Origin of the sequence: Pseudoalteromonas sp. SG45-3 (assembly GCF_014164075.1) — a bacterium.
Classification (GTDB): Bacteria; Pseudomonadota; Gammaproteobacteria; order Enterobacterales; family Alteromonadaceae; genus Pseudoalteromonas; species Pseudoalteromonas distincta.
In genome coordinates this window covers 34554-56566 of sequence record NZ_JACJEN010000015.1, presented here as the reverse complement: position 1 = coordinate 56566, position 22013 = coordinate 34554, and the positions used below count along the sequence as shown (strand labels likewise).

The following is a 22013-nucleotide window of genomic DNA, read 5'->3' as shown; positions in this document are numbered from 1 at the left end:
ATACGTGTTAATAATTTGAAAAACTGTAGTACACTTGGTATTCAAATTACAAGCTTTTAACAACAAGGATTGATAGTGCCTGCAATTTTACAAATAGAAAAACAATTTATTTTAAAATTGAGTAGCGGATTTTTTATTACCAATCGTCTTAAGCTGTAATGGCAAAACAATAACAACAATTGCCAAAACCACACACACACGAGACACACACTCAATGACAAAAGACACACTATTTTATAAGGCTTACCTGGCCTCGCGCAAAGGTCTCTCAAATGTAGTGGCACGCATAGTGCCTCCACATGAAATTGAAGACATTGTGCAAGAAACTTACGTGCGAATTTGTCAAATAAAAAACACTGAAAACATTTGCTCACCAAAATCTTTTATTTATAAAACGGCGCGTAACCTAGCGCTCGATTATCAAAAGCAAGCCAATATACGACTAGTCGATAGTATCGACAACATGGAAGCATTAGAGCAACTCTTAACGGAACATCAGAAAGACGAAATGTACGAAAATGCGCTTACCGATTGCGAATTTTCAAATTTTTGTGAAGCTGTCAGGCTTTTGCCTGTTCAATGCCGTAAAGTGTTTGTATTAAAAAAAGTGTATGGTTATTCGCAGCGAGAAATTGCTGCTCAATTAAACCTTAGTGAAAGTACCGTGGAAAAACATATAGCAACCGGCGTAAAACGTTGTACGCAGTTTATGCGACAATCTGAAAAAAGTGTGTATGGCAAACCTAACTCTTCTTCACAAAAAAGTGCAGGGGGTAGTCATGAGTAATGTCCACCATATAGACGAACGAAATAATAAGGCAGTCGAAGACGCACGCCTTGATTGTGCAAGTGAATGGCTTGCTAAGCTCGATAGAGGTTTAACTAAACCCGAAAAAGACGCATTGCAGCTATGGTTAGCTCAGTCATATAAAAACGTCGAAGTATTACTTGAAGTTGCACACCTATGGGACAAGATGGGTGAACTCAGCCGCTTATCTGATCTATTCCCGCAATCACAATCTAGACAAAAACGCCTCCCTGTGTGGTTAGGTGCAACGGCCGCTTCTGTTTTATTGGCTGTTGCACTTAGCTTTTTTCAAGAAGCATTTAATTTTTCATTTTTTTATCCCGTTAATCAGTCAGCTGTTGTCGCTAAGCAACTTAACTTTCAAACGGGTGTAGGTGAAAGCAAAGACATAATTTTGCCAGATAAAAGTGAAATTACATTAAACACTAATAGTTTTGTACAAATAAGATATACCCGAGACTCTCGAGTAATTAACTTACTGCGGGGGGAGATACATATAAATGTGGCGCATGATAAGGCACGGCCTTTAAGTGTTATTGCTGGTGATAAAGTTATTCAGGCAGTAGGCACTGCGTTTAATGTTGAAGTGGGTGAAAAACAAATAGAATTAATAGTCACTGATGGAAAAGTGCTTGTTGCCGAACAAAGTAGTTCGCAACCATCAAGCCTCCAAAAAAATGGAACAAATAAGCTTGGTAAATTTTTATCAAATAACTCTACAGCAGTTTCTAAAGGTGAAAAGCTCGATTTAAGTTTCAAAGGTAAAATAGCTAAGCACGTTGAAAAAGTAGACCCTATAGACGTAGCGGCTAGTCTTTCTTGGCGTAAAGGAAGCCTTATTTTTAGAGGCGAATCTCTTGCCGATGCCATGGCCGAGATTAGTCGATATACGAATATAGACTTTGAGCTTTCTGATGATGAGCGTTTAACAAGGGTACAAGTCGCTGGTATGTTTAAAACAGGCGATGTTAAGGGCTTATTAGAAGTATTAAATAATAATTTTAATATTAGTTATGAAAGAATTAGCCCAGATAAAATTCGTTTAAATTACGCAGATCCAAGCGCTTCAATATAGTACAGTACACAATAATAAAAATCAGGACACACAATCATGACATCATCTTTATCGCCGAGGAATAATAGCTCGGCGCACACATCAAACACGTGCTCACTTTTTTACGTAATTTTTATCTCTGCCGTGGCTGCTATTGGTGGCTTTTTGTTTGGTTTTGACTCGGGCGTTATTAACGGCACAGTGTCGGCACTCGGTAATGCATTTAATTCTAGCAGTGTAGCTACGGGGTTTAATGTTGCCTCGGTATTATTAGGATGCGCCTTGGGTGCACTTGCTGCGGGGCCGCTGGCTGATAAGTTTGGTCGCCGTGCAATTATGATCATCACTGCGATTATTTTTGCCATTAGTGCATTTGGTTCGGGCATTAGCGAAAGCTCTGCGGAGTTTATTTTTTACCGTTTATTTGGTGGTTTAGGTATTGGTGCTGCGTCAGTATTAGCGCCAGCTTATATTGCAGAGGTGGCACCACCAGCACTACGTGGTCGTTTAGCTACATTGCAACAACTCGCTATTGTATTGGGTTTATTTGCTGCTTTTTTAAGTAACTACTTAATTGCTGATGCAGCAGGCAGCGCGCAAAATATTTTAATGCTTGATATAGCCGCTTGGCGCTGGATGTTTTGGGCTGAGCTTGTGCCTGCTGTGTTGTTTTTAGTCGGTGTTTTGTTTATTCCGGAGTCGCCTCGTTATTTAGTGGCGCAAGGTAAAGTAGACGATGCTAAAGCAGTATTTAGTAAAATATCGAACGACAACGTTGATGCGCAAATAAGCGATGTTAAACGCTCATTGCATAGCGACACAAAGCCAAGTATTCGCGATTTATTTATTGATAACAGTAAAAAAGTACACCCAATTGTTTGGGTGGGTGTTGCGCTGAGTGTATTTCAGCAATTTGTGGGTATTAACGTGGTGTTTTATTACGGCTCTGAGCTTTGGCAAGCCGCTGGGTTTGACGAGTCGCAATCGCTATTTATAAATGTACTCGCAGGTACTACTAATATTGTATCAACCTTTATTGCCATTGCCCTAGTTGACAAAATTGGCCGTAAACCACTGCTCTTAGTAGGCAGTATTGGTATGTTTATTAGCTTAAGCGCGCTTACTTATATATTTGGTAGTGCAGGCCTTGATGAAGCAGGCAAACTTGCCCTTAGCGATAACATGGGTACGTTTGCACTGATTATGGCTAACTTATTTGTGGTATTTTTTGGCTTAAGTTGGGGCCCTGTTGTATGGGTATTATTAGGCGAAATGTTTAATAATCGTATTCGTGGTGCAGCCCTTGCTGTTGCAGCTAGCGCACAATGGATTGCTAACTTTGCCATTACCATGACCTTCCCTATTATGCTGGCTAACATTGGCCTTGCCGGTGCTTATGGCTTTTATGCGTTATCGGCACTTATAAGCATATTTTTTGTTGTTAAATACATAAAAGAAACACGCGGTAAAACGCTCGAATCTATGTAATTTTTAAAAGCGGTGATATTAATCACCGCTTTGCTTTTACATACAATGGCGTTATTTAAGAGTGATTGTTTGGATGAGCTCAACGTTAATTAATAAATATATTTTAAACTGCTGTTAATACGTAAACGCTCCTTTTACCAGCAAGCTTTTACTACCAAAGTTTATAGCTACCGATTGCATACTTAAATATCACTACAGCTCAATACGTTAGCGAAACTTTTAACTTAAGTTAAGGCTGAATAGCAATCTACGCTCATTTATTTTAACTTTATAACCATTGCCGTATTACCTTTTATTATAACTAATCTATTTAAATTCCTTTTTAGAATATCAAAAATTAGCTATTGTCCGCCCATTCCAACTTTATGTATTTACTAAAATGAAAAAACAGTTAATTTCAGGCTTAGCTTTAACGTGTGCGTTAGGTTCGTTCAGTGCATTTGCTACTAATGGTTATTTTACTCACGGCTATGGCATGACCCACAAAGGCATGGCTGGCGCAGGTGTAGCGCTGTCAGAAGAGTTAATGTCTGGCGCTAATAATCCAGCAACCTTTTTACCTAACGGAACAGAGCTATCTCTGGGCTTAGAGCTTTTTTCACCTGAACGAAAATATACTGCATCAAAAGTAGATACTTTTTACCCTGGCGCATTTTATCTTGAAGCAAAAACACAAAAAAGCGACAACACCGTATTTGCAATTCCAGAGTTTGCTATTGGCCATCAATTAAATGAAAAAGTAAATATTGGTTTATTAGTGTATGGCAACGGCGGTATGAATACCGAGTACGGCGCAGAATCCTCTCCTGAGGGGACTTTTTACGCTGGTACAACGGGCGTTGATTTAAAACAACTCTTTATTAGCCCAACAGTAAGCTATGAGTTGAATGAACAAACACGCCTTGGTGTATCCCCTATTTACGTGGTGCAACAGTTTGAAGCGCAAGGGCTTGGAAACTTTGCTCCTTTTTCGCAATCACCAGAAGCGCTTACAAATAATGGCACCGATACAAGCACAGGCTTAGGCATTCAACTAGGTATTAGCCAAGATATAAATTCGTCATTAAGCTGGGGGGCGAGTTACCGCTCATCAGTGTCTATGCAAGAGTTTGATAGCTATAAAGGTTTGTTTGCAGAGCAAGGCGGATTTGATCTACCAAGTTCGTTTCAACTTGGCGCAGCCTACAAGCTTACCCCAAGTAATCAGGTTGTATTTGATTGGCAAAAAATAAATTACAGCGAAGTAAAAAGTATTGCAAATCCAATCAGTAACTTGGTGTCAGCACCTTTAGGGGCTGATGCAGGCGCTGGGTTTGGCTGGAACGATATGACTATTTATAAGCTTGGCTATCAGTGGCAACGTACATCGCAACAAAAAATTCGTTTTGGGGTATCTTATACTGAGCAACCTATTCCTTCATCAAACGTTTTGCTTAATATTATAGCCCCGGGCGTTCAAGAGTGGCATTTTACTACTGGCTTTAGCCATTCTTTTACCAACAAGGTACAATTAAACGCTATGGCTTTTTATTCGCCAGCAAAAAAAGTAACGGGTGCTAACTACTTAGCGCCTAATCAACAATTATCAATCGAAATGAAACAAACCGGTTTAGGCGTTTCTATTGTTTGGGAAATTTAAAAATGATAACAGAATTCACCCCAGTATCGGCTGCAATAGGCGGGGCATTAATAGGTATAGCGTGTACGTTATTACTGGTTTTATACGGAAAAATTGCGGGCATATCAGGCATTGTTAAGTCTGTATTCGCTAAAGCAAATTCAGACTCTCGTTGGCAGTTATACTTTATTTTAGGGTTGTTGTTGGCAGGAGTGGCTGTAAGGGTATTTGCGCCTTCTTTATTAGAAGGCGAATTGCAATTACCGCCTTGGCTTATTGTTGTTGCAGGGCTTTTAGTTGGCGCTGGTACAACGTTAGCTAATGGGTGCACAAGTGGCCATGGTGTGTGCGGCATGTCGCGCTTTTCTACTCGCTCTTGGGTTGCAACATGCACATTTATGCTTGTCGCCTTCATTACAGCAAACCTTGTAGGATAAATAATGAAAGCAATTATGATGGTTGTTATAGGCTTTATATTTGGCTTAGGACTTATTATTAGCGGGATGACAAACCCTGCTAAAGTGATTAACTTTCTTACCTATGGAAACCAATGGGACGCAAGTTTAATTATAGTGATGGCTGTTGCCATGCTAATAATGATGCTGACATGGTTATGGGTTGCAAAAAAAGAGAAGCCACTTCTTTCAGGAACGTTTAATTTAAGTGATTTAAAAAAAATTGATGCACGCTTAATTATCGGCTCGGTACTTTTTGGTTTAGGCTGGGGTTTAAGTGGTATATGCCCAGGCCCGGGTTTGGTTCAATTGGTGTCTCTTAAAATGGAGTTTTTATTATTTTTTGCAGCCGTGCTAGGCGGTATGTGGTTAGCCAAAAAAGTATAATATTTGCTGCCGACTAAACTCGGCAGCTACTTTTACCCAAACAAAGGTACATAACTTGCTGCAATATATAAAACTATATTGAACAGGTTTAAGTTATGCTAAATAAAGCGCTGGAATTTTCTAACAACACACCTTGGTTAGGCGCAGCGTCCTCCCTTTTACTTATAGCTATACTACTGTTTTTAATTCGTTTTTTTGTAATGTACTGGCTAAAAAAATGGACTTCAAAAACCAAATTTATATTCGATACTTTACTAATAGAGTCAATATCTAAGCCGCTAACACTGTGCACAATTATTGTGCTACTCACCATTTTAGAGCACGACACTTTCATTATTGGTACTTCTATTTCTCAACAGATCCCTTTTAATAGCATTAATATTGTATTAGCTCTGCTTGCACTTATTATGTTTTTAGACCGCTTTATTATTGGCACTATTAATTACTATGGTAAACAATCTGCCGTGGTTTTTAATTCAAAAAGCATAATTAAAGGCGTGATACGCGTTACATTATCGTCAGTGGGATTACTGGTATTAATGGGCACGTTAGGTATTTCTATTACGCCCATTATTGCCTCGTTAGGTATTACATCACTGGCTGTTGCCCTTGCTTTGCAACCTACCCTCGAAAATTTTTTTTCTGGCGTGCAGCTAGTAATAGATAAACCTATAAGGGTGGGTGATTTTATTGAGCTTGAATCTAAGGAGCAAGGCTTTGTTGATCATATAGGCTGGCGATCTACATGGGTTAAAATGCTACCTAACAATATGATTATTATACCTAATAGCCAATTATCTAAATCGCGTATTATTAATTACTTTTACCCTGAAAAAGAGCTTAGCGTGCCTGTTGATATAAGCGTGCATTACGATTCAGATTTAGAATTTGTTGAACAAGTAACACTTGAAGTGGCTCGTGAAATACTTATTTCACACGAATGGGGTGTTGATGATTACAATACCTTTGTGGTTTTTCATACCTTTGATAGATCAAGCATTAACTTTACGGTAATGCTTAGAGCTAAAGAATACTTTAATCGCTTTTGGGTAAAATCTGCTTTTATAAAAGCCCTGCATAAACGCTATAAAAAAGAAGGTATTGTAATCCCCTTCCCTATTACGGCTATTAACACGACTCAAGAAGCCGCTAAATTTAATAGTGATAAAAAGGTGCAAGGCGATACTTAAAAAAAAGCGCGAGTAACTCTCGCGCTAATAAGTATTAAAACTTGTAGGTTATTTGCCCAATAATTTCACGAGGGCTGCCAGGAAAGTGGCCGTTTCGTTCACTAAATCCACTAACCGCGTATTCTTTATCAAACAGGTTATTAATATTTACACTCAGCAATACGTCGTCAAAGCGGCTCGTCCAGCTCATATCAAATACAGTAAATGGTTTTACTTTTTGACCACTGGTACTCAGTTGCTCACTTACGTAATTTGCACCAAATGCAATTGATGAGTCAATTGAATCAATAGCGTAGCGAGTCCATAAACCTGCCTGGTGGCGTGGTGCATTAGCAAAGCGCGAACCATCTCCAAATGTATTTGAAAGCGTATCACCCGTTACGCCGTCTACCACTTGCGTATCGTTGTATGCGTAGTTAGCCGTTACGGTCCAGTGCGCTGATAAATCGCCGACTAAAGTTGTTTCAAATCCTCGGCTTTCTACTTCACCTATATTTAAAAGTGCAGCAATGCCATCCCCCGCTCCCGTATCGTCAGGGTTGCTCATTACCACGTTTTCTTTATTAATTTGGTAAATTGCAAAGGTGCTCATTATTTTGCCGTCGAGCCATTGGTTTTTCATACCCAGCTCGGTTTGCTTACCGGTTTCTGGTTCTAAATTACCTTCGCCTTCTACATCTTCTTGGTCCGCTGATGATGTAGGGTTAAAGCTCTCTGAGTAGTTAATATATACCGATGTGTTTTCTACTGGCTGATAAGTAACAGCAACGCGCGGCGTTATGTCGTTATCTGAGTAACTAAAACCAGTTTCTTGATTAAACTCTTTAAAATGGTCATAGCGCAAACCTGCAATTATTGTCCACTGCTCGCCTATGCTAATTACGTCTTGCGCGTATACACCAAATCGGTCGGTATCTACGCCATCGCGGTTCATGTCGGTAAGGTTATAAGTACTTGGATCGGTTTCACCGTAGTTTAAATTAAAAATATTTAAATTAGCGACGCCATCGGCCTCATATCGAGCACGAAAGTAGTCATATTCGGTATCAACGGTGTGGTAATCACCACCAAATAAAAACTGATGTGTTAATTGTCCTTGTCCAAAGTTATAAACAAAGTCGGTGGTTACACTTGCCTCTTTATTGGCACGAAATTGCTTACGGTATTCACGCTTAATCGTCTCGTCATCGATATTGGCTACGCCATCACCATTTACATCTACCCAGCTTTGCGACTCATGGTAGGCTTGGTCTCGCTCGTTATCCATGTAACGAAACGTAGTACTTAACGAAAAATCATCATTAAAATAATGGCTAAGTTCTGCTTGAAGCACCAAAGCTTCCATATTTTGATAATCAAACGACTCATTGGCGTTATAACTTGGGTCAACTAAAAAGTTGCCGTTGTCATCTACCGGTACGCCACGTAAGCGGTTTCCGCCTAGGTCTTGTTTAATGTAGTCAACACTTGTGGTTAGGGTTGTTGAATCTGTTAAATCAAATAACAATCCACCTGTCAGCTCGGTGTTTTTTGAGTCTGCATTGTTACGAAAGCTGTCTTGCTCTTCATAGTAACCACCCAATCTATAAGCCATTGTATCACTTAAACCACCTGTCATATCGAGTGATGCACCACGGGTGTTGTAGTTACCTAAAGTAAGCTTTAGTTCGCGTTTTTGTGTGTAGCTTGGCTTTTTGGTTACGTAATTAATCATCCCACCAGGTTCGCCCCCGCCATACAAAGCAGAGGCAGGCCCTTTTAATACTTCAACACGTTCAACATTAAATAACTGCGGTACACCAAAGCCCGAATATGGGTCGCCACGTACGCCATCGTAAAATACATTGGCGTCATCTCTAAAACCACGAAAAGTTACGCCTGAGTAGCTGTATTCACTGACACCCGCAATAGAGCGGTATAAATCGGTAATGTCGCGCGCGGCTTGGTCAATAATAAGTTGCTCGGTTAACACCTGAGCCGATTGCGGAAGCTTAATAAGATCTAAATTAGTTTTGGTACCAATTTTACTTTCGGTTTCTAGGTAAAATTGCTGGGCACGGCCAGTTACTTCTATTTTTTCAATATCGTTATTTTGCTCGGCAAATGCCACATTAGAAAAAGCAGAAAAAGACGCAGCAATACTGAGCGCCAGATATTTTTGGTTAAACATATTGATCCAGAGAAGAGGTTTATAAAACGTTGCGAATGATAACGACTATCATTAACGTGTGCAATGTAAATAATTTCATATTCATCCTTATTTTTCGAATGAAGAGTTTTTGAGTAACACACTAAATTTGCAGCTCAGCATTAAAAAAATTAATTAGCATTACTGGAATACGGAATTGATATAATATAACATACCTTTAATTGTGATTTAGTAAGATTATTAAATGATAAATAAACTGCCCGTCACAGTGTTATCAGGTTTTTTGGGGGCTGGTAAAACCACTGTACTTAGCCATATTCTTAATAACAGGCAAGGTAAAAAAGTGGCTGTTATAGTTAACGATATGAGCGATATAAATATCGATGCAGCCACTATTAAAAACGATGTATCGCTCAATCACAGTAACGAAAAGCTCGTTGAAATGAGCAACGGTTGTATTTGCTGCACCCTACGAGAAGACTTACTTGTTGAAGTGGGCAAACTTGCCAAAGATGGGCGTTTTGATTACCTCGTTATTGAATCAACCGGTATTTCTGAGCCATTACCTGTAGCCGAAACCTTCACATTTGCCGATGAAAATGGCGTATCACTGGGTGATATTGCCACCCTTGATACTATGGTAACGGTGGTTGATGCCGTTAACTTTTTAAACGACTACGAACAAGCAAATGATTTACAAGATACTGGCGAATCGTTAGGAGAAGACGACGAGCGAAGCGTAGCCGACCTACTTGTTGACCAAGTTGAATTTGCCGATGTAATCTTAATTAGTAAAACTGATTTAATTACAAACGATGAATTAAATAAACTCACTGCCATTTTAAATACGCTTAATACTCAAGCTAACATTATTCCTATTTCAAACGGCCATATTAATATTAACGAAGTGCTAAACACGGGTTTATTTAATTTTGAACGTGCCCAACAAGCACCGGGGTGGCTTAAAGAAATGCGTGGTGAACATATTCCCGAGACTGAAGAGTATGGAATTAGCAGCTTTAATTACACTGCGCGCCGCCCATTTGACCCAGAAAAGTTTTATAACTTTCTTCATAGCACCGAACAATTTGGCAAACTTATTCGCTCAAAAGGTTATTTTTGGTTAGCAACACGCCCTTTATTTTGCGCGCAGTGGAGCCAAGCAGGCGGTATAGCTCATTACGGATTTGCTGGTATGTTTTTTAAAGCCATCCCCCAAAAAGACTGGCCTACAGAGCCTGAACTGCTTGCTGACATAAATAATAAATGGGTAGAACCCTTTGGTGACATGCGCCAAGAGCTTGTGTTTATTGGTCAATCATTAAATAAACAAGCGATGATTAAAGCGCTTGATGACTGCCTACTACCAGAAGATGCGGTACTTAAGGGTAAGGACTTTTGGAGAACCTATAACGACCCGTTTCCTATTTGGGAGGAAGAGTAATGAATGCCCTAGCCCCAATAACTGCGCAAATAAAGCCTGCGGAACCGCTGTACCGAAAAGCAGCTAAAGAGTGTGACGCCGATGTATTGCCACAAATTTATAACCAAGACACTAACATTGTTATTTGGCAAAGAGACCTTGAGCAAACATTAACAAATGCAGTTAATACTCTTATTAGCGCAAATGCTTTAAAGCCACTAGAACTTGTGGTATCGCCCGATGATGCGTTTGATCAATTAATAAAAGCGCTTAAGCCAGAAGATAATAACCGCGATGAAGTTAAAGCTCTGTGTGAAGATATCGCACTGTTGGTTGAAATGTTTTGCTGCCTGTTTGATTTAAAACGCGCCGGTTTAAGGCTAAAAATATTAGATAAACCTATGTGCCCGCGTTTTCATGTAGACAAAATTCCGTGCCGGCTAGTTACTACCTATCAAGGTGTTGCTACGCAGTGGTTAAATCACAGCGATGTAAACCGCTCAAAGCTAGGTACTGGTAATTTAGGTAAACCCGATGAAGAGTCTGGTTTATTTAAAAGCCTAAATAATATTAATCAACTCAAGCAAGGTGATGTTGCCCTGCTTAAAGGCGAGTACTGGGATGAAAACGAAGGTGCAGGGCTTGTACATCGCTCACCCCCGGTGGCTGAAAACGAGCAACGCTTATTACTTACGCTCGATTTTATCTAAAATTTGTTGTGGTGATAAACGCTAAGCTAATGCGCGTTTATCACCCTAGCGATTACTTCGTACAAACCTTGTGTGCTTACAGGTTTAGATACAAAGTCATCCATACCTACACTTAAACAGCGCTGTTTATCATCTTCGTAGGCATTAGCGGTAATTGCAATAATGGGCACATGTGCCTTAGTGTTTACTTCGTTAGCACGTATGGTTTGGGTACATTCGTAACCATCCATATTTGGCATTTGGCAATCCATTAAAATTAAGTCAAAGGTATTACCCTTAAGCACTTTTAACGCTTCAATTCCATCGTTAGCCATTGTAAGTTGTACATGAGTTGGCTCTAACATTTTTGCAATTACTTGGCGGTTTATGGGGTTGTCTTCTACCAATAGTAATTTTTTGCTACCAAGGTTAGGTACTGATTGCGACTGTACTGCGGCTGTGTGCTTTATAAACTCAGCTTTAGGCGCATTAATGTAAAACTTAAGCATGCTGCCTTTACCGGGTTCACTATTTAAAGATATTTCACCCTGCATTTTTTTAATTAACCCTTGGCTAATGGCCAAACCAAGCCCGGTACCACCGTATTTACGTGCAACACCTACATCAGCTTGTGTAAACTCGCTAAACAATAACGATTGCTGATCTTTTGCTATGCCTATGCCGCTATCAGACACACTTACAAATAACTGCTGGCCACTGTAATCAAACGATAAACGTACAAACCCGCGCTCAGTAAACTTATACGCGTTAGATAATAAATTAATAATAACTTGGTTTAAGCGTAAATCATCTACGTTAATACAATCTGGCAAGGTGTTACTGCACTGAACTATAAACTGCACATCGTCAGAGCTTACAATGGGTGAAAACAACGATTTAATATTTTCGATAAAAGGCGCTAAATTTGTAGGACGCGGGCTAATTTGCATTGCATTAGCCTCAATTTTAGAAAAATCTAAAATATCGTTTAAGATTTTCAATAAGTTTTGAGCACTTTTTTGTTGCGTATCTAAAAGATCTCTTTGCTCGTCGGTTAACGAACTATCACGCAGCAATACCTCACCCATGCCCAAAATACCGTTCATTGGGGTGCGTAGTTCATGACTCATATTTGCTAAAAACTGCGATTTAGCCACATTAGCTAAATTAGCACGCTCTACTGCTTGCTTAAGCTTATTGGTTTGCTCAGCAACTTGTTTTTCTAGCTGCTGGTTAAACTCACTGAGTTGTTTGTTTAGGTCTTGGTTTTTTATATTTGACGCTTGCAGGTTTTCTATTGAATGCTGCAGCGCAGTGGCTAGCATTTCAAACTGCTGTTGTAGTTGCAATACTTCTTGCCAACTTGAATCTGTATTAAAAGTATGTTTTTTTGATTTATTAAAGCTTTGCATTAAATTAGTTAAACCACTAATTGGCTGCACTAATAAGTTTGCAAGTTGGCGTACAAACAGCACCACCATAATAATTAGCATAGCGCCTAGCAAGATACTTGGCAGCCAGGCTTTGGCTACAGCCATACTCAAATGTTTACGATTATAAAAAGTGATCACTTGCCATTTGCTCTGCGGATTGACATATTTAGAGCTATGGTAAACCTCGTTATTATTGGAACGAAATAAATTTTTATCGCCCATATTACGTGCATTAAAACCATCTTCGTTAAAGTCGGTTAATATTTCAAACTGCTCAAGCGAGCTAAAAACCACTTTTTGTTTATCATCCAGTACAACTAATTCGCCAGTGTTTTCAAATAAATTAGGAATAAACTGCTCTAATCGTCCAAGCTTTAACGACCCCTCTACTACGCCGTAAAACTCACCATCACGATAAATAGGTGCAGACAGCGCAACAATGGCTTCATTGCCAAGCCCTCGCCCTTGAAACACACCACTGCTATAACCAAGAGGATATTGCTTAGCCTGATTAAAGTACTCGCGATCAGTAACATTACGCTGCGCCTTAGTTAACCCAGCAATAAGGTTATTAGGCGACGTTATTTCAACAAAGCCGCTAGGGTTGGCATACAAGCTTGTAGCAAACCCTGGAAATAGATTCATTAGCCTTTTTAACTGCTGCTCACTATCTGTGCCCGCGCTTATGGCGTCGCTACTCATTACAATGGCATTTTTATGAAACGTTAAATAATCACTTAATTGAGTGCTTATATATTTGGCTTTTTCTTCAAGCTGGGCGTCTACCTCATACTCTAACCGAGAGTGGTGATCGTTCACTAAAATTACACTGGTAAGCAGTATAACTAATATAATAATAACACTTACAACATAGCTAAGAATGCGAGCAAGAGGCCTGCCCTGATAGGCACGGCTGGCATGGGGTACAAATACACTAAATAAATCAACTAAAGCTAAGCTAATTAACGCATTTATGAGGTACTTTGATATTGCAACAACTAGCGTTAACCATGGCAGACCAATAAGAAACTGCCCTATTCCCCAAATTATAGGTAAACCAACTAACAGCCAAAAAACAGTACCAAGAGGGAGTATGGGTTTAGAGCGGCGTAAACAAAAAGTGTAAAGCCAAAAAAGCTCGAGTAAATAAACAATACTCGGCCAGCAATGCCCCCACCTATAAAGTAAAAAGCCAGATACGATCGCAAGGCTTAAGCACGCATAACGCAGCCCAATAAACACTAAGCTACATAATACAAATACTTGCCCAAATAAAAACTCAGAACTGTCGAAAAAATATAACGGCGAGAGGTTAACTAAACCCCCTAGCAACCCTAATAAAACAGCGAGTGTCCACTTACTTCTTTGAGGCATTACTTCAACCCTAGAGTACTTTGTTAACACGCAGTGTTAAATTAATATAATTGCTACATTATTGCGTACAAGTTAAAAGTTGTCTAGCGAGAAAAGGAGCTGGAAACTATTAGGTATTATGGATTAATTTAGTGAAAAAATATAAATATTAAGGAGTTAGCGATATACACCCAATGTTGCTTGAAGTATAAGTTGGCATAGAGTTGAATCATAAAATGGCATAAAGTGACTGGTTTTCTTAAATTAAAAGCTCCTGATACCAAAGCCAGTTTTTTAATGCTAAAAAATTCCGATTAATTTAGTAGAAATAGATATTTCTCATTAAGACTTAAACACCCTTAAGTTTCAATTTTTGATGGTGAAGAAAATGATTGGATAAATTTTATGGGATATCTATGTCGATGACATGACGTACCGATTCGCAACAAACGATTATATTAGCACATCAAGAATAGTGGAAATATCACCTCAGAACCAGCTAATCAAAACTGTCAGTGGTAGCCTTTATCAAGTTATTGGAAAAGGCAAAAAGCCGAAGTGAAAATGTGAGTGAGCCATTTAACAATTTGGTTAATACTAAACTATGTCATCTTATGCTTCTGGTTTATGCCATCTTTTAGTACAAATATGTCAACTTATACTTCAAACAACACCCAAATGAGGAATTTGGGTGGCAGTCTTACCAGCCACATCTCGGCACACACGTCACAAACTGTGGCTGCTCCCTTCCGGGCCTGACCAGGTTCGCCTGCTAGTGTTGCGAGAGGACCAATAAGACTACCATTGAGGGCCTTGGTTGGCGCGGGAAGGATTATCTCTACTTTTGCTCTGTTATTCAAGGGATAATCTAAAAAGAAAGTGCGATTGCATACTTCATATACAATCGCGACGTATTTAGCTGTTTTAGTGCGTATTAATTGTTCTCTAACTGCGCTTTTATATTACGAAGTGCTGCTTTTACTTTTTTCATGTTTTCTGGACCCATACGTAAAAGCTGTTTTTGCGCAGCAGGTAATTGCTCCCACTCCGAAAACGCATACTGATACGTCACTGAATCGCGAAGTAACGGCAAGTCACCTTCAGGCTCTGGCGTATCAAGTAATAAATCGATTGCATCGGTTAGCGTTTGATTAAACTCATCATCGCCATAACCAATTTCACTGTATGCATTATTAATAAGTGGCTTGTACTCTTCGTACATACGAACGGCTTGCGCTGCACTCATACTGGTAAATATTTTCACATACGGGGTATAACGCTCGTAGCTGTTAGGGTTAATTGTGAGGATATCCCCTTCATTAACGCTAAATTTCTCTTCTGGCTGTACAACAGGCGTGTGCTTTTTAGCTACCTTACCTTTAGCTAGGTTATCTACAAATACAACACCACGGCGAATTACATCATCGGTTACCATTAGGCTCATTACTGAGTCGCTTAGGTACTCATCCATTTTAGCAACTACAACTGCATCACTTTCGTTAAGTGTTGGTAGTGGCTCTACTTCAGGCTCCGGCTCACTCGGGCTTTGTGCTGGTACTTCAAGCTCGGCTGGTTTTTCTGGCATTACAGATGGCGCGTCTACCACTGGGTCGTTCTCGGGTTTAAGCTCCATCATAGGTTGCTCTTTAACTACGGGCTCTACCTCAGTGCGTGTTTCTTGCTCGTCACTTGGTGTGAGCAATACGAAGGCGGCCGCACATGCTACGACTATTAAAATAATAACGGCGAAAAGAATATTGTTATTAGGTGGACGTTTTTGAACATCTGATGCTTCTGGTTTATCTGACATACGAACTCCATAAAAATTAAAATGCGATATCACTTAGAGTACGCTAAGTGGATTAAATTCATTCTTACACAAATACTATGACATTTTATAATACGACAATTATAGCAAAGTAAGTTACCTACTAAATTGGGTGATTAAATAATGTAATAAGTATTAGGGCAGTTATCCTTTGATTCTTCTAGCTTAAAGACTTACAGTTAATAAATAAAGTAAAGACGTAGAACAGTTTAACCACCAATATGAAAATCAAGCAAGTTGATCCACAAAAACCTAAAACTGCCTTATTACTTACAGGTGGTGGCGCACGAGCTGCTTATCAAGTGGGTGTGTTAAAAGCGCTAGCTCATAGTATGCCTCGTACCGCTCCATTGCCATTTAGAGTAATAAATGGCACCTCCGCTGGCGCTATTAACTCAGCTGCATTGGCATGTTACGCTTCTTGTGCGCATTTGGCTGTACGAAAGCTCGAATCAGTTTGGAAAAACTTTTCAACCTCTATGGTCTATAAAAGTGACTTTTTAAGCGTGTTTGGTCATATTGCTCGCAATATCTTAACGAGCTTTCAGTCAGAGCATATTAACCACCCACCAGCGAGCTTACTAAATAACCGCCCTCTGCGTAGTTTATTAAACGAGATTTTAGATTTACACCGCATTGAGCGCAATTTACACCGTAATTATTTAGATGCGCTGTCTATTACAGCCTCAAGTTATACAACGGGTGACTCGGTTGCATTTTTTCAATCTAATACGCAAACATCGTGGCAACGTGCTAAACGCGAAGGCCGCGCAACTCGTATTAATGTTGAGCACTTAATGGCATCAAGTGCCATTCCTATGGTGTTTCCAAGTGTAAATATTTATAACCATTACTTTGGTGATGGCTCTATACATCAACTTTCTCCGCTGAGTCCGTCGATTCATTTAGGCGCTGAAAAAATATTTATTATTGGGGTCGATCAACCTAAAGAATTACACCCGCCGGGTTATTCGCCACATTATCCTGGACTCTCTGCTGTTGCGGGGCATTTACTAGACAGTGTATTTACCGACACTATGCAATCGGATTTAGAGCGTTTGGCTCGTGTTAACCGCACATTAGGGCTATTACCCGCGCGTGACAAACATCAAGAACTTAAACAAATAGATACCTTTGTAATTAACCCATCGCAAAACTTTAATGCTATTGCAGCGCAGTATTACGATGATATGCCTTGGGCTATAAAAGTATTGCTACGTACCATAGGTGTTAAAAAACATTCGCAATCGAGCTTAACCAGTTATCTATTGTTTGAAAAACGCTACACCCAGCATTTAATGCAAATTGGTTATGAAGACGGTATGAAAAAATTACCGGAGATACGCAAGTTTTTAGAACTAGATTAAGCTCAAACAGAAACGTTATTCTATTCCGTCGAGCAGGTAGTGCTCTACCCGCTCAACACGCCTTGGTTTACCTTGTAACACTAAAACGTCATTAGCCAATAAGGTTGTTTGTGCTGATGGCGTGTCTATTTCGGCCCCTTCTCTGCGCAGCGCTTTTACCAGTACCCGACGCTTTTCTAAATTTAGATTTTCGATTGTTTTATTAACTGCATAAGCTTTATCAGGCAGAGCAACCACATGTAAGTACTCTAACCGGTCACTTGATGTATCTTCGTTATCTTTAAAATAGCCTGCATAAAAGCTTTGCATTAACGGATAACGATTACGACGCTCTTTACTTACTCTTCGCACAATACGCGTCATCGGTACGCCCGACATAGACAACACATGCGACACGAGCATTAAGCTTGCCTCTAACGACTCAGGTACTACTTCGGTTACACCTAGCTCTTTTAAATAATCTAGCTGGCTATCGTCACGGGTACGAATGAGTATTTTAACATAGGGTGCTATTTGCTTTATGGCATCAATAACAACCTGTGCATGATCAAACTCTGTAAAAGTAATAATAACCAAGCGAGCTCGCTCTACTCCTGCGCACTTTAAAATATCTTTTTGTTTAACATAGCCAAATATGACAGGCTCACCCGCCGCTTTGCCTTCTTGTACTAAAATTGGGTTACTTTCAATCGCAACATAGTCAATTGCTTCGGGCTTTAAAAAACGCGCTATAGTTTGCCCAACTCGCGAAAAACCACAAATAACAACATGGTCACTATATAGCGTACTACTTTGTGGCTCACTCTCGAGCGCCAAACTTGGGCGATCGAGTATGCCTAAACGCTTTAAAATAAATGGCGTTTTATCAATCAAAAATGGGGTAAATGCCATTGAAAGCACACCAAGGGCAATTAAAAATGAAGCTTGCTCTGAATTTAATAATTGATGCTGGCCAGCAAGTGCAATAAGTACAAAGCCAAACTCCCCCATTTGCCACAGCATAATACCACAGGCGAGTGAATCTTGGTTTCGCTCATGCATTAGCCGCGCGCTAAAGGCTACCACTGCAATTTTTAATACCAGTAAACCCAGCAAGGCACCAATAATTATTACGATATGCCCCAGTACAAATAAAATATCCAGCTGCATACCTACAGTAACAAAAAATAGCCCCATTAAAATATCGCGAAATGGGCGTATATCGGCCTCTAACTGATGCCTGTAATGGCTCTCACCTAACATCATTCCGGCTAAAAAAGCACCTAGCGCCATAGACAAGCCAAACATATACGTTAAAAAACCTGCAAACAACGCGACTAATATGGTGGTAAGTACAAATAACTCATCGGTTCGTACTTGCGCTATTTCTTTAAACACAATGGGCAATACCCATTTACCAATTGCCCAAAGAAGCACACATACAAATGCGCCTTTACTTAGGGCAAACGCTAAAGCCCAGCCAATACTTTGAGAGTCACTTGATGCAAATAAAGGAAGTATTATTAATAGAGGAACAACAGCAATATCTTGAAAAAGTAGAACACCAACGGCTAATTGCCCACGGCGCTGATTAAGCTCACCCGTTTCTTTTAATAGCTTAACTACTACAGCGGTTGAAGAAAGCGCCATAATTGTGCCGATGGTAAAACTGGTGAGTAATGAAAAGTTTAAGCAATATAGAATAATAATGAAGAGTAAACTGGTTATACCTACTTGTAATGAGCCCAAACCAAATACTAGGTTGCGCATTGCCATTAGCCGAGAAATAGAAAATTCTAGCCCTAAACTAAATAACAAAAACACAATACCCAGTTCAGCTACAAACTCTATTTCGTGAGATTGTGCAAGCCAGCCAATACCATGACTACCGGCTAAAACCCCCGTTGCTAGGTACGCTAAAATAGGCGGCAAGCCAATGCGCTTAAAAAACCACACAAAAAGAACTGCCGCGACTAATAAGCCAAAAATTTGAGCATTAATACTTTGCAAATGCAGCCTCGCGTTTAAATTAAACTAGTAGCTTGTAAGTAAATATAACAACCATATGTTTTTCATGCAATTTTAAAATATGGCACAAAAATAGCTTAGTTATTGCAAAGTAACACCCTCGGGGGAGAATTTAATGGAAAACGTCCATATTTTGACGCAGCGTGTGTCTGGTCGCGGTGATTTTTTGCCGTTTTCGGCTGAACACTCACCTACAAATGAAATAACTGAAACGCATGAACTCGTCGCAGAGCTACAAACAAGCTTAGTGATCGAGGATGTTCTGGCTATTTACGCTAAATTTGCAAAACAATTGCTCAATTTTTCTGGATTGCAGTTTCAATCAACTTTAGGTACTGCTCAAACATCACAAAGTGATACAAATAGTACACCCTATATTTTTGATTTAGCGATTAATAAAGACCACTTAGGGCAGCTAATTTATTTTAGTAAATTCCCACTTGGTCACGCAATTGAGAAAAAATTACATACATTACATAGTGCGCTGGTTTATCCACTTCGTAATGCGATGATGTATAGCCGCGTACTAAAGCTTGCCACAAAGGATGCGTTAACCGGTTTAAATAATCGTAGTCAATTTAATGACTTTTTACTTCAAAAGCTTGAAAACTGTCGCCGTTATCAACGCCCATTTAGTTTAATGTTGCTTGATTTAGATAACTTTAAACAAGTTAACGACAACTTCGGCCATAAAATTGGTGACGATACACTTAAAGAATTTTCAAAAGTACTGTGTAGCAGTATACGCGGCACTGATTCGGTATTTAGATTTGGTGGTGATGAGTTTGCTTTACTTATTGAAGACCCTGAGTTTACAACTAATAAAGTGATTGCTGAGCGTATAATGTGCTTAGTAAGAAAATCGCCATTAATGTCTAAGTATAAAGTAACAACCAGTATTGGTTTTACTTTAGCTAACAGCCAAGATTGCGAAACTGAGATATTTGCTCGAGCCGATAAAGGTTTATACAAAGCAAAGGCATCAGGTAGAAACTGCGCAAAAGCATATTAGCCTTTACTTAACTGCATTAAATAAAAAAGCCTAGCTTCCCCCGCTAGGCTTTGCACTTACCAATTTATAAATAAACAACGCAGCACAAAAACCAAAAAAGAACCCGCTAATTAAATTAAGTAATGCAGTAATAGTCGCAAGCGGTGTAAATAATACTAAAAGCAGTGGCAGACTCACGCCTAAAATAAAAAACAATCCACCTTTACCTAACCAATAAGCTAATAAAAGTACTGCAGATGCAATCCCACCAGCGACTGCATAACCTAACGTAACTATATTTAACTCAAGTAAAACATTAGCGATAACAGCAATAAGCGCTGTTATTAGCATACCCATTGGCGCTTTTTTTACTAACGATAAGCCAACATGCGGCTGTTTACTCATTTATTTACACTCCCAAAAAATACCATTTTCATCAACATGCTTAGCGCTTATAAAACAACCAACCACTTGAACTAATTCATCATTATAAAAAATAAGTGGCACACTGGCGCGTAGCCACGGCGCTATTTTTGCATCCTTAAACCAATGCTTAACTGTATTACTACCAGGCTTTTTAAGTGGTTTAATACGTGCGCTATTGCAATTAAAGCGCACTATTACTTGCTCATTTGAGTGTGGAGGTCTTACTCCAAAACCAATGCTTTTAATTAATAAGCGCCCGTCTGCAAGTTTTAGCTGCGAATGATTCAGCTCAATATCTGTTAATACTTCACTTGGTGTTACAAAATACAAATAACCTTGATGACGACGTATTTGCCCATAGAGCAAATCAATACGCATTTGCGCGTCGTTTTTTGCGCACATTGCTTGATTAATAATTTGCTCAAGCTGCTTTTGCGATGGCATGACCTGTGTAAATAATGTAAGCCACGCACGTACTATATTTGCAATACGCGCTGAGCTGTATTCGCTTATTTGGCTAATGCACAGTGCTTGGTACTCGTTAATACACTTATTTAAATCAAGCTGAGTGTACTCATCAAGTAGTGTTTGCTGTTGTTGTAGTAGCTCAATACTTCGTGCTGTACATTGTTCAAACCCAGTAAAACGCTCGGCTAACACAGGTACTATTTTTGAGCGTAAAAAGTTACGGTCAAAACTTTCATCTGTATTTGAGTCATCAGTTATGTGGTTAATACTAAAGCGCGCCGCAAACGCTTCTATATCGCTTCGCTTTACGTTTAACAATGGCCTAAAACATACACGGCCACTTTGCAGCAAACGCGCTTGGTGCATGGCGCCAAGCCCTTTTAAACCCGAGCCACGCTTTAAGCGCAGTAAAAACGTTTCTACTTGGTCGTTTAAATGTTGGCCCAATAAAACAATGCTGCCTTGTGGGCTTAGCTCATCAAGTGCTTTGTAACGTGCATCGCGAGCTTGGGCTTCTAGGCTCGTACGCGACTGCTGCTCAATTACAACTTTTGCGACTTTAAAAGGCACATCAAGCTCAATACATACATTCTTGCAAAAGCGTTGCCAGTCATCAGCATACTGGCTCAAGCCATGGTGAACATAAATAGCCGATACATCAATTGCAGGATTATCGGCTCTTAAAGCACGCATTAAATGCAGCAACACCACAGAATCAACACCACCAGAAAGCGCCACAGTAAAAACAGTGTTACCTTGCTCAATATAGCTATTTAGTGATTTTTTTAATTGCTGATAAATTGCTGTTGTATGCATATGGCCGCACTTTTATATAAAAACTCTGAACATTTTAAAGCAAAAAAGCCGCATAAGCGGCTT

Annotated in this window: 17 protein-coding genes and 1 other RNA gene; 11 read left to right on the top strand and 7 right to left on the bottom strand. The window is 39.5% G+C overall.

The features are described from left to right. Positions 1 to 214 precede the first annotated feature (214 nt). The 7 genes from H5126_RS15585 (at position 215) to H5126_RS15555 (ending at position 7000) form a co-directional block, all read left to right on the top strand. Positions 215 to 787 carry an RNA polymerase sigma factor gene (locus H5126_RS15585; protein WP_002958279.1) on the top strand — a complete coding sequence of 191 codons (573 nt, stop codon included), beginning with the start codon at positions 215 to 217 and terminating at the stop codon, positions 785 to 787. Further along, entirely contained in the window at positions 780 to 1883 is a 1104-nt protein-coding gene (locus H5126_RS15580) for a FecR family protein (RefSeq protein WP_182720641.1), read from the top strand. The genes H5126_RS15585 and H5126_RS15580 overlap by 8 nt, the downstream gene beginning before the upstream one ends. 36 nt (positions 1884 to 1919) lie before the next feature. Beyond that, on the top strand, positions 1920 to 3350 hold the full coding sequence (locus H5126_RS15575; protein WP_182720640.1) for a sugar porter family MFS transporter: 1431 nt from the start codon (positions 1920 to 1922) through the stop codon (positions 3348 to 3350). Positions 3351 to 3729: 379 nt separating this feature from the next. Then, a complete protein-coding gene (locus tag H5126_RS15570) occupies positions 3730 to 4989 on the top strand; it encodes an OmpP1/FadL family transporter (RefSeq protein ID WP_182720639.1) in 1260 nt (419 codons plus the stop codon). A 2-nt stretch (positions 4990 to 4991) separates the two neighbouring features. Continuing rightward, entirely contained in the window at positions 4992 to 5405 is a 414-nt protein-coding gene (locus H5126_RS15565) for a YeeE/YedE family protein (RefSeq protein ID WP_021032090.1), read from the top strand. A 3-nt stretch (positions 5406 to 5408) separates the two neighbouring features. Beyond that, positions 5409 to 5810, top strand: coding sequence for a DUF6691 family protein (locus H5126_RS15560; protein WP_002958285.1), 402 nt, complete (start codon positions 5409 to 5411; stop codon positions 5808 to 5810). 95 nt (positions 5811 to 5905) lie between these two features. After that, the gene (locus H5126_RS15555; RefSeq protein ID WP_182696034.1) at positions 5906 to 7000 is read left to right on the top strand and encodes a mechanosensitive ion channel family protein; all 1095 of its coding nucleotides are present in this window, start codon (positions 5906 to 5908) and stop codon (positions 6998 to 7000) included. A 34-nt stretch (positions 7001 to 7034) separates the two neighbouring features. On the opposite strand, the gene H5126_RS15550 is transcribed toward H5126_RS15555, so the two are convergent. Further along, the gene (locus H5126_RS15550; protein ID WP_024595619.1) at positions 7035 to 9170 is read right to left on the bottom strand and encodes a TonB-dependent siderophore receptor; all 2136 of its coding nucleotides are present in this window, start codon (positions 9168 to 9170) and stop codon (positions 7035 to 7037) included. Positions 9171 to 9393: 223 nt separating this feature from the next. Here H5126_RS15550 and zigA point away from each other — a divergent pair, with 223 nt between their 5' ends. Both zigA and H5126_RS15540 read left to right on the top strand, forming a co-directional pair. Continuing rightward, a complete protein-coding gene (gene zigA / locus H5126_RS15545; protein WP_182682318.1) occupies positions 9394 to 10593 on the top strand; it encodes a zinc metallochaperone GTPase ZigA in 1200 nt (399 codons plus the stop codon). Next, entirely contained in the window at positions 10593 to 11282 is a 690-nt protein-coding gene (locus tag H5126_RS15540) for a DUF1826 domain-containing protein (RefSeq protein ID WP_182720638.1), read from the top strand. The genes zigA and H5126_RS15540 overlap by 1 nt, the downstream gene beginning before the upstream one ends. 26 nt (positions 11283 to 11308) lie before the next feature. On the opposite strand, the gene H5126_RS15535 is transcribed toward H5126_RS15540, so the two are convergent. The 3 genes from H5126_RS15535 to H5126_RS15525 all read right to left on the bottom strand — a co-directional run bounded on the left by H5126_RS15535 (position 11309) and on the right by H5126_RS15525 (position 15857). Then, positions 11309 to 14068: a response regulator gene (locus H5126_RS15535; protein WP_182720637.1), complete on the bottom strand. Its 2760-nt coding sequence runs from the start codon at positions 14066 to 14068 to the stop codon at positions 11309 to 11311. A gap of 677 nt (positions 14069 to 14745) precedes the next feature. Further along, positions 14746 to 14842, bottom strand: an RNA gene (ffs, locus tag H5126_RS15530) — signal recognition particle sRNA small type. Positions 14843 to 14981: 139 nt separating this feature from the next. Then, a complete protein-coding gene (locus H5126_RS15525; RefSeq protein ID WP_182674390.1) occupies positions 14982 to 15857 on the bottom strand; it encodes a DUF3014 domain-containing protein in 876 nt (291 codons plus the stop codon). Positions 15858 to 16096: 239 nt separating this feature from the next. Between H5126_RS15525 and H5126_RS15520 the strand changes: the two genes are divergently transcribed. Continuing rightward, positions 16097 to 17242 (top strand): patatin-like phospholipase family protein, encoded by a 1146-nt coding sequence (locus H5126_RS15520; protein ID WP_002958292.1) that lies wholly within the window; start codon positions 16097 to 16099, stop codon positions 17240 to 17242. A gap of 15 nt (positions 17243 to 17257) precedes the next feature. Here H5126_RS15520 and H5126_RS15515 read toward each other — a convergent pair whose 3' ends face one another. Then, positions 17258 to 19231, bottom strand: coding sequence for a monovalent cation:proton antiporter-2 (CPA2) family protein (locus H5126_RS15515; RefSeq protein ID WP_182720636.1), 1974 nt, complete (start codon positions 19229 to 19231; stop codon positions 17258 to 17260). A 133-nt stretch (positions 19232 to 19364) separates the two neighbouring features. On the opposite strand from H5126_RS15515, the gene H5126_RS15510 reads away from it, so the two are divergent. After that, positions 19365 to 20261, top strand: a complete 897-nt coding sequence (locus tag H5126_RS15510; RefSeq protein ID WP_182696038.1) for a GGDEF domain-containing protein — start codon at positions 19365 to 19367, stop codon at positions 20259 to 20261. Positions 20262 to 20291: 30 nt separating this feature from the next. Here H5126_RS15510 and H5126_RS15505 read toward each other — a convergent pair whose 3' ends face one another. Both H5126_RS15505 and tilS read right to left on the bottom strand, forming a co-directional pair. After that, positions 20292 to 20645, bottom strand: coding sequence for a hypothetical protein (locus tag H5126_RS15505; RefSeq protein ID WP_002958295.1), 354 nt, complete (start codon positions 20643 to 20645; stop codon positions 20292 to 20294). Beyond that, on the bottom strand, positions 20646 to 21950 hold the full coding sequence (gene tilS, locus H5126_RS15500) for a tRNA lysidine(34) synthetase TilS (RefSeq protein WP_182720635.1): 1305 nt from the start codon (positions 21948 to 21950) through the stop codon (positions 20646 to 20648). Positions 21951 to 22013: the final 63 nt, after the last annotated feature.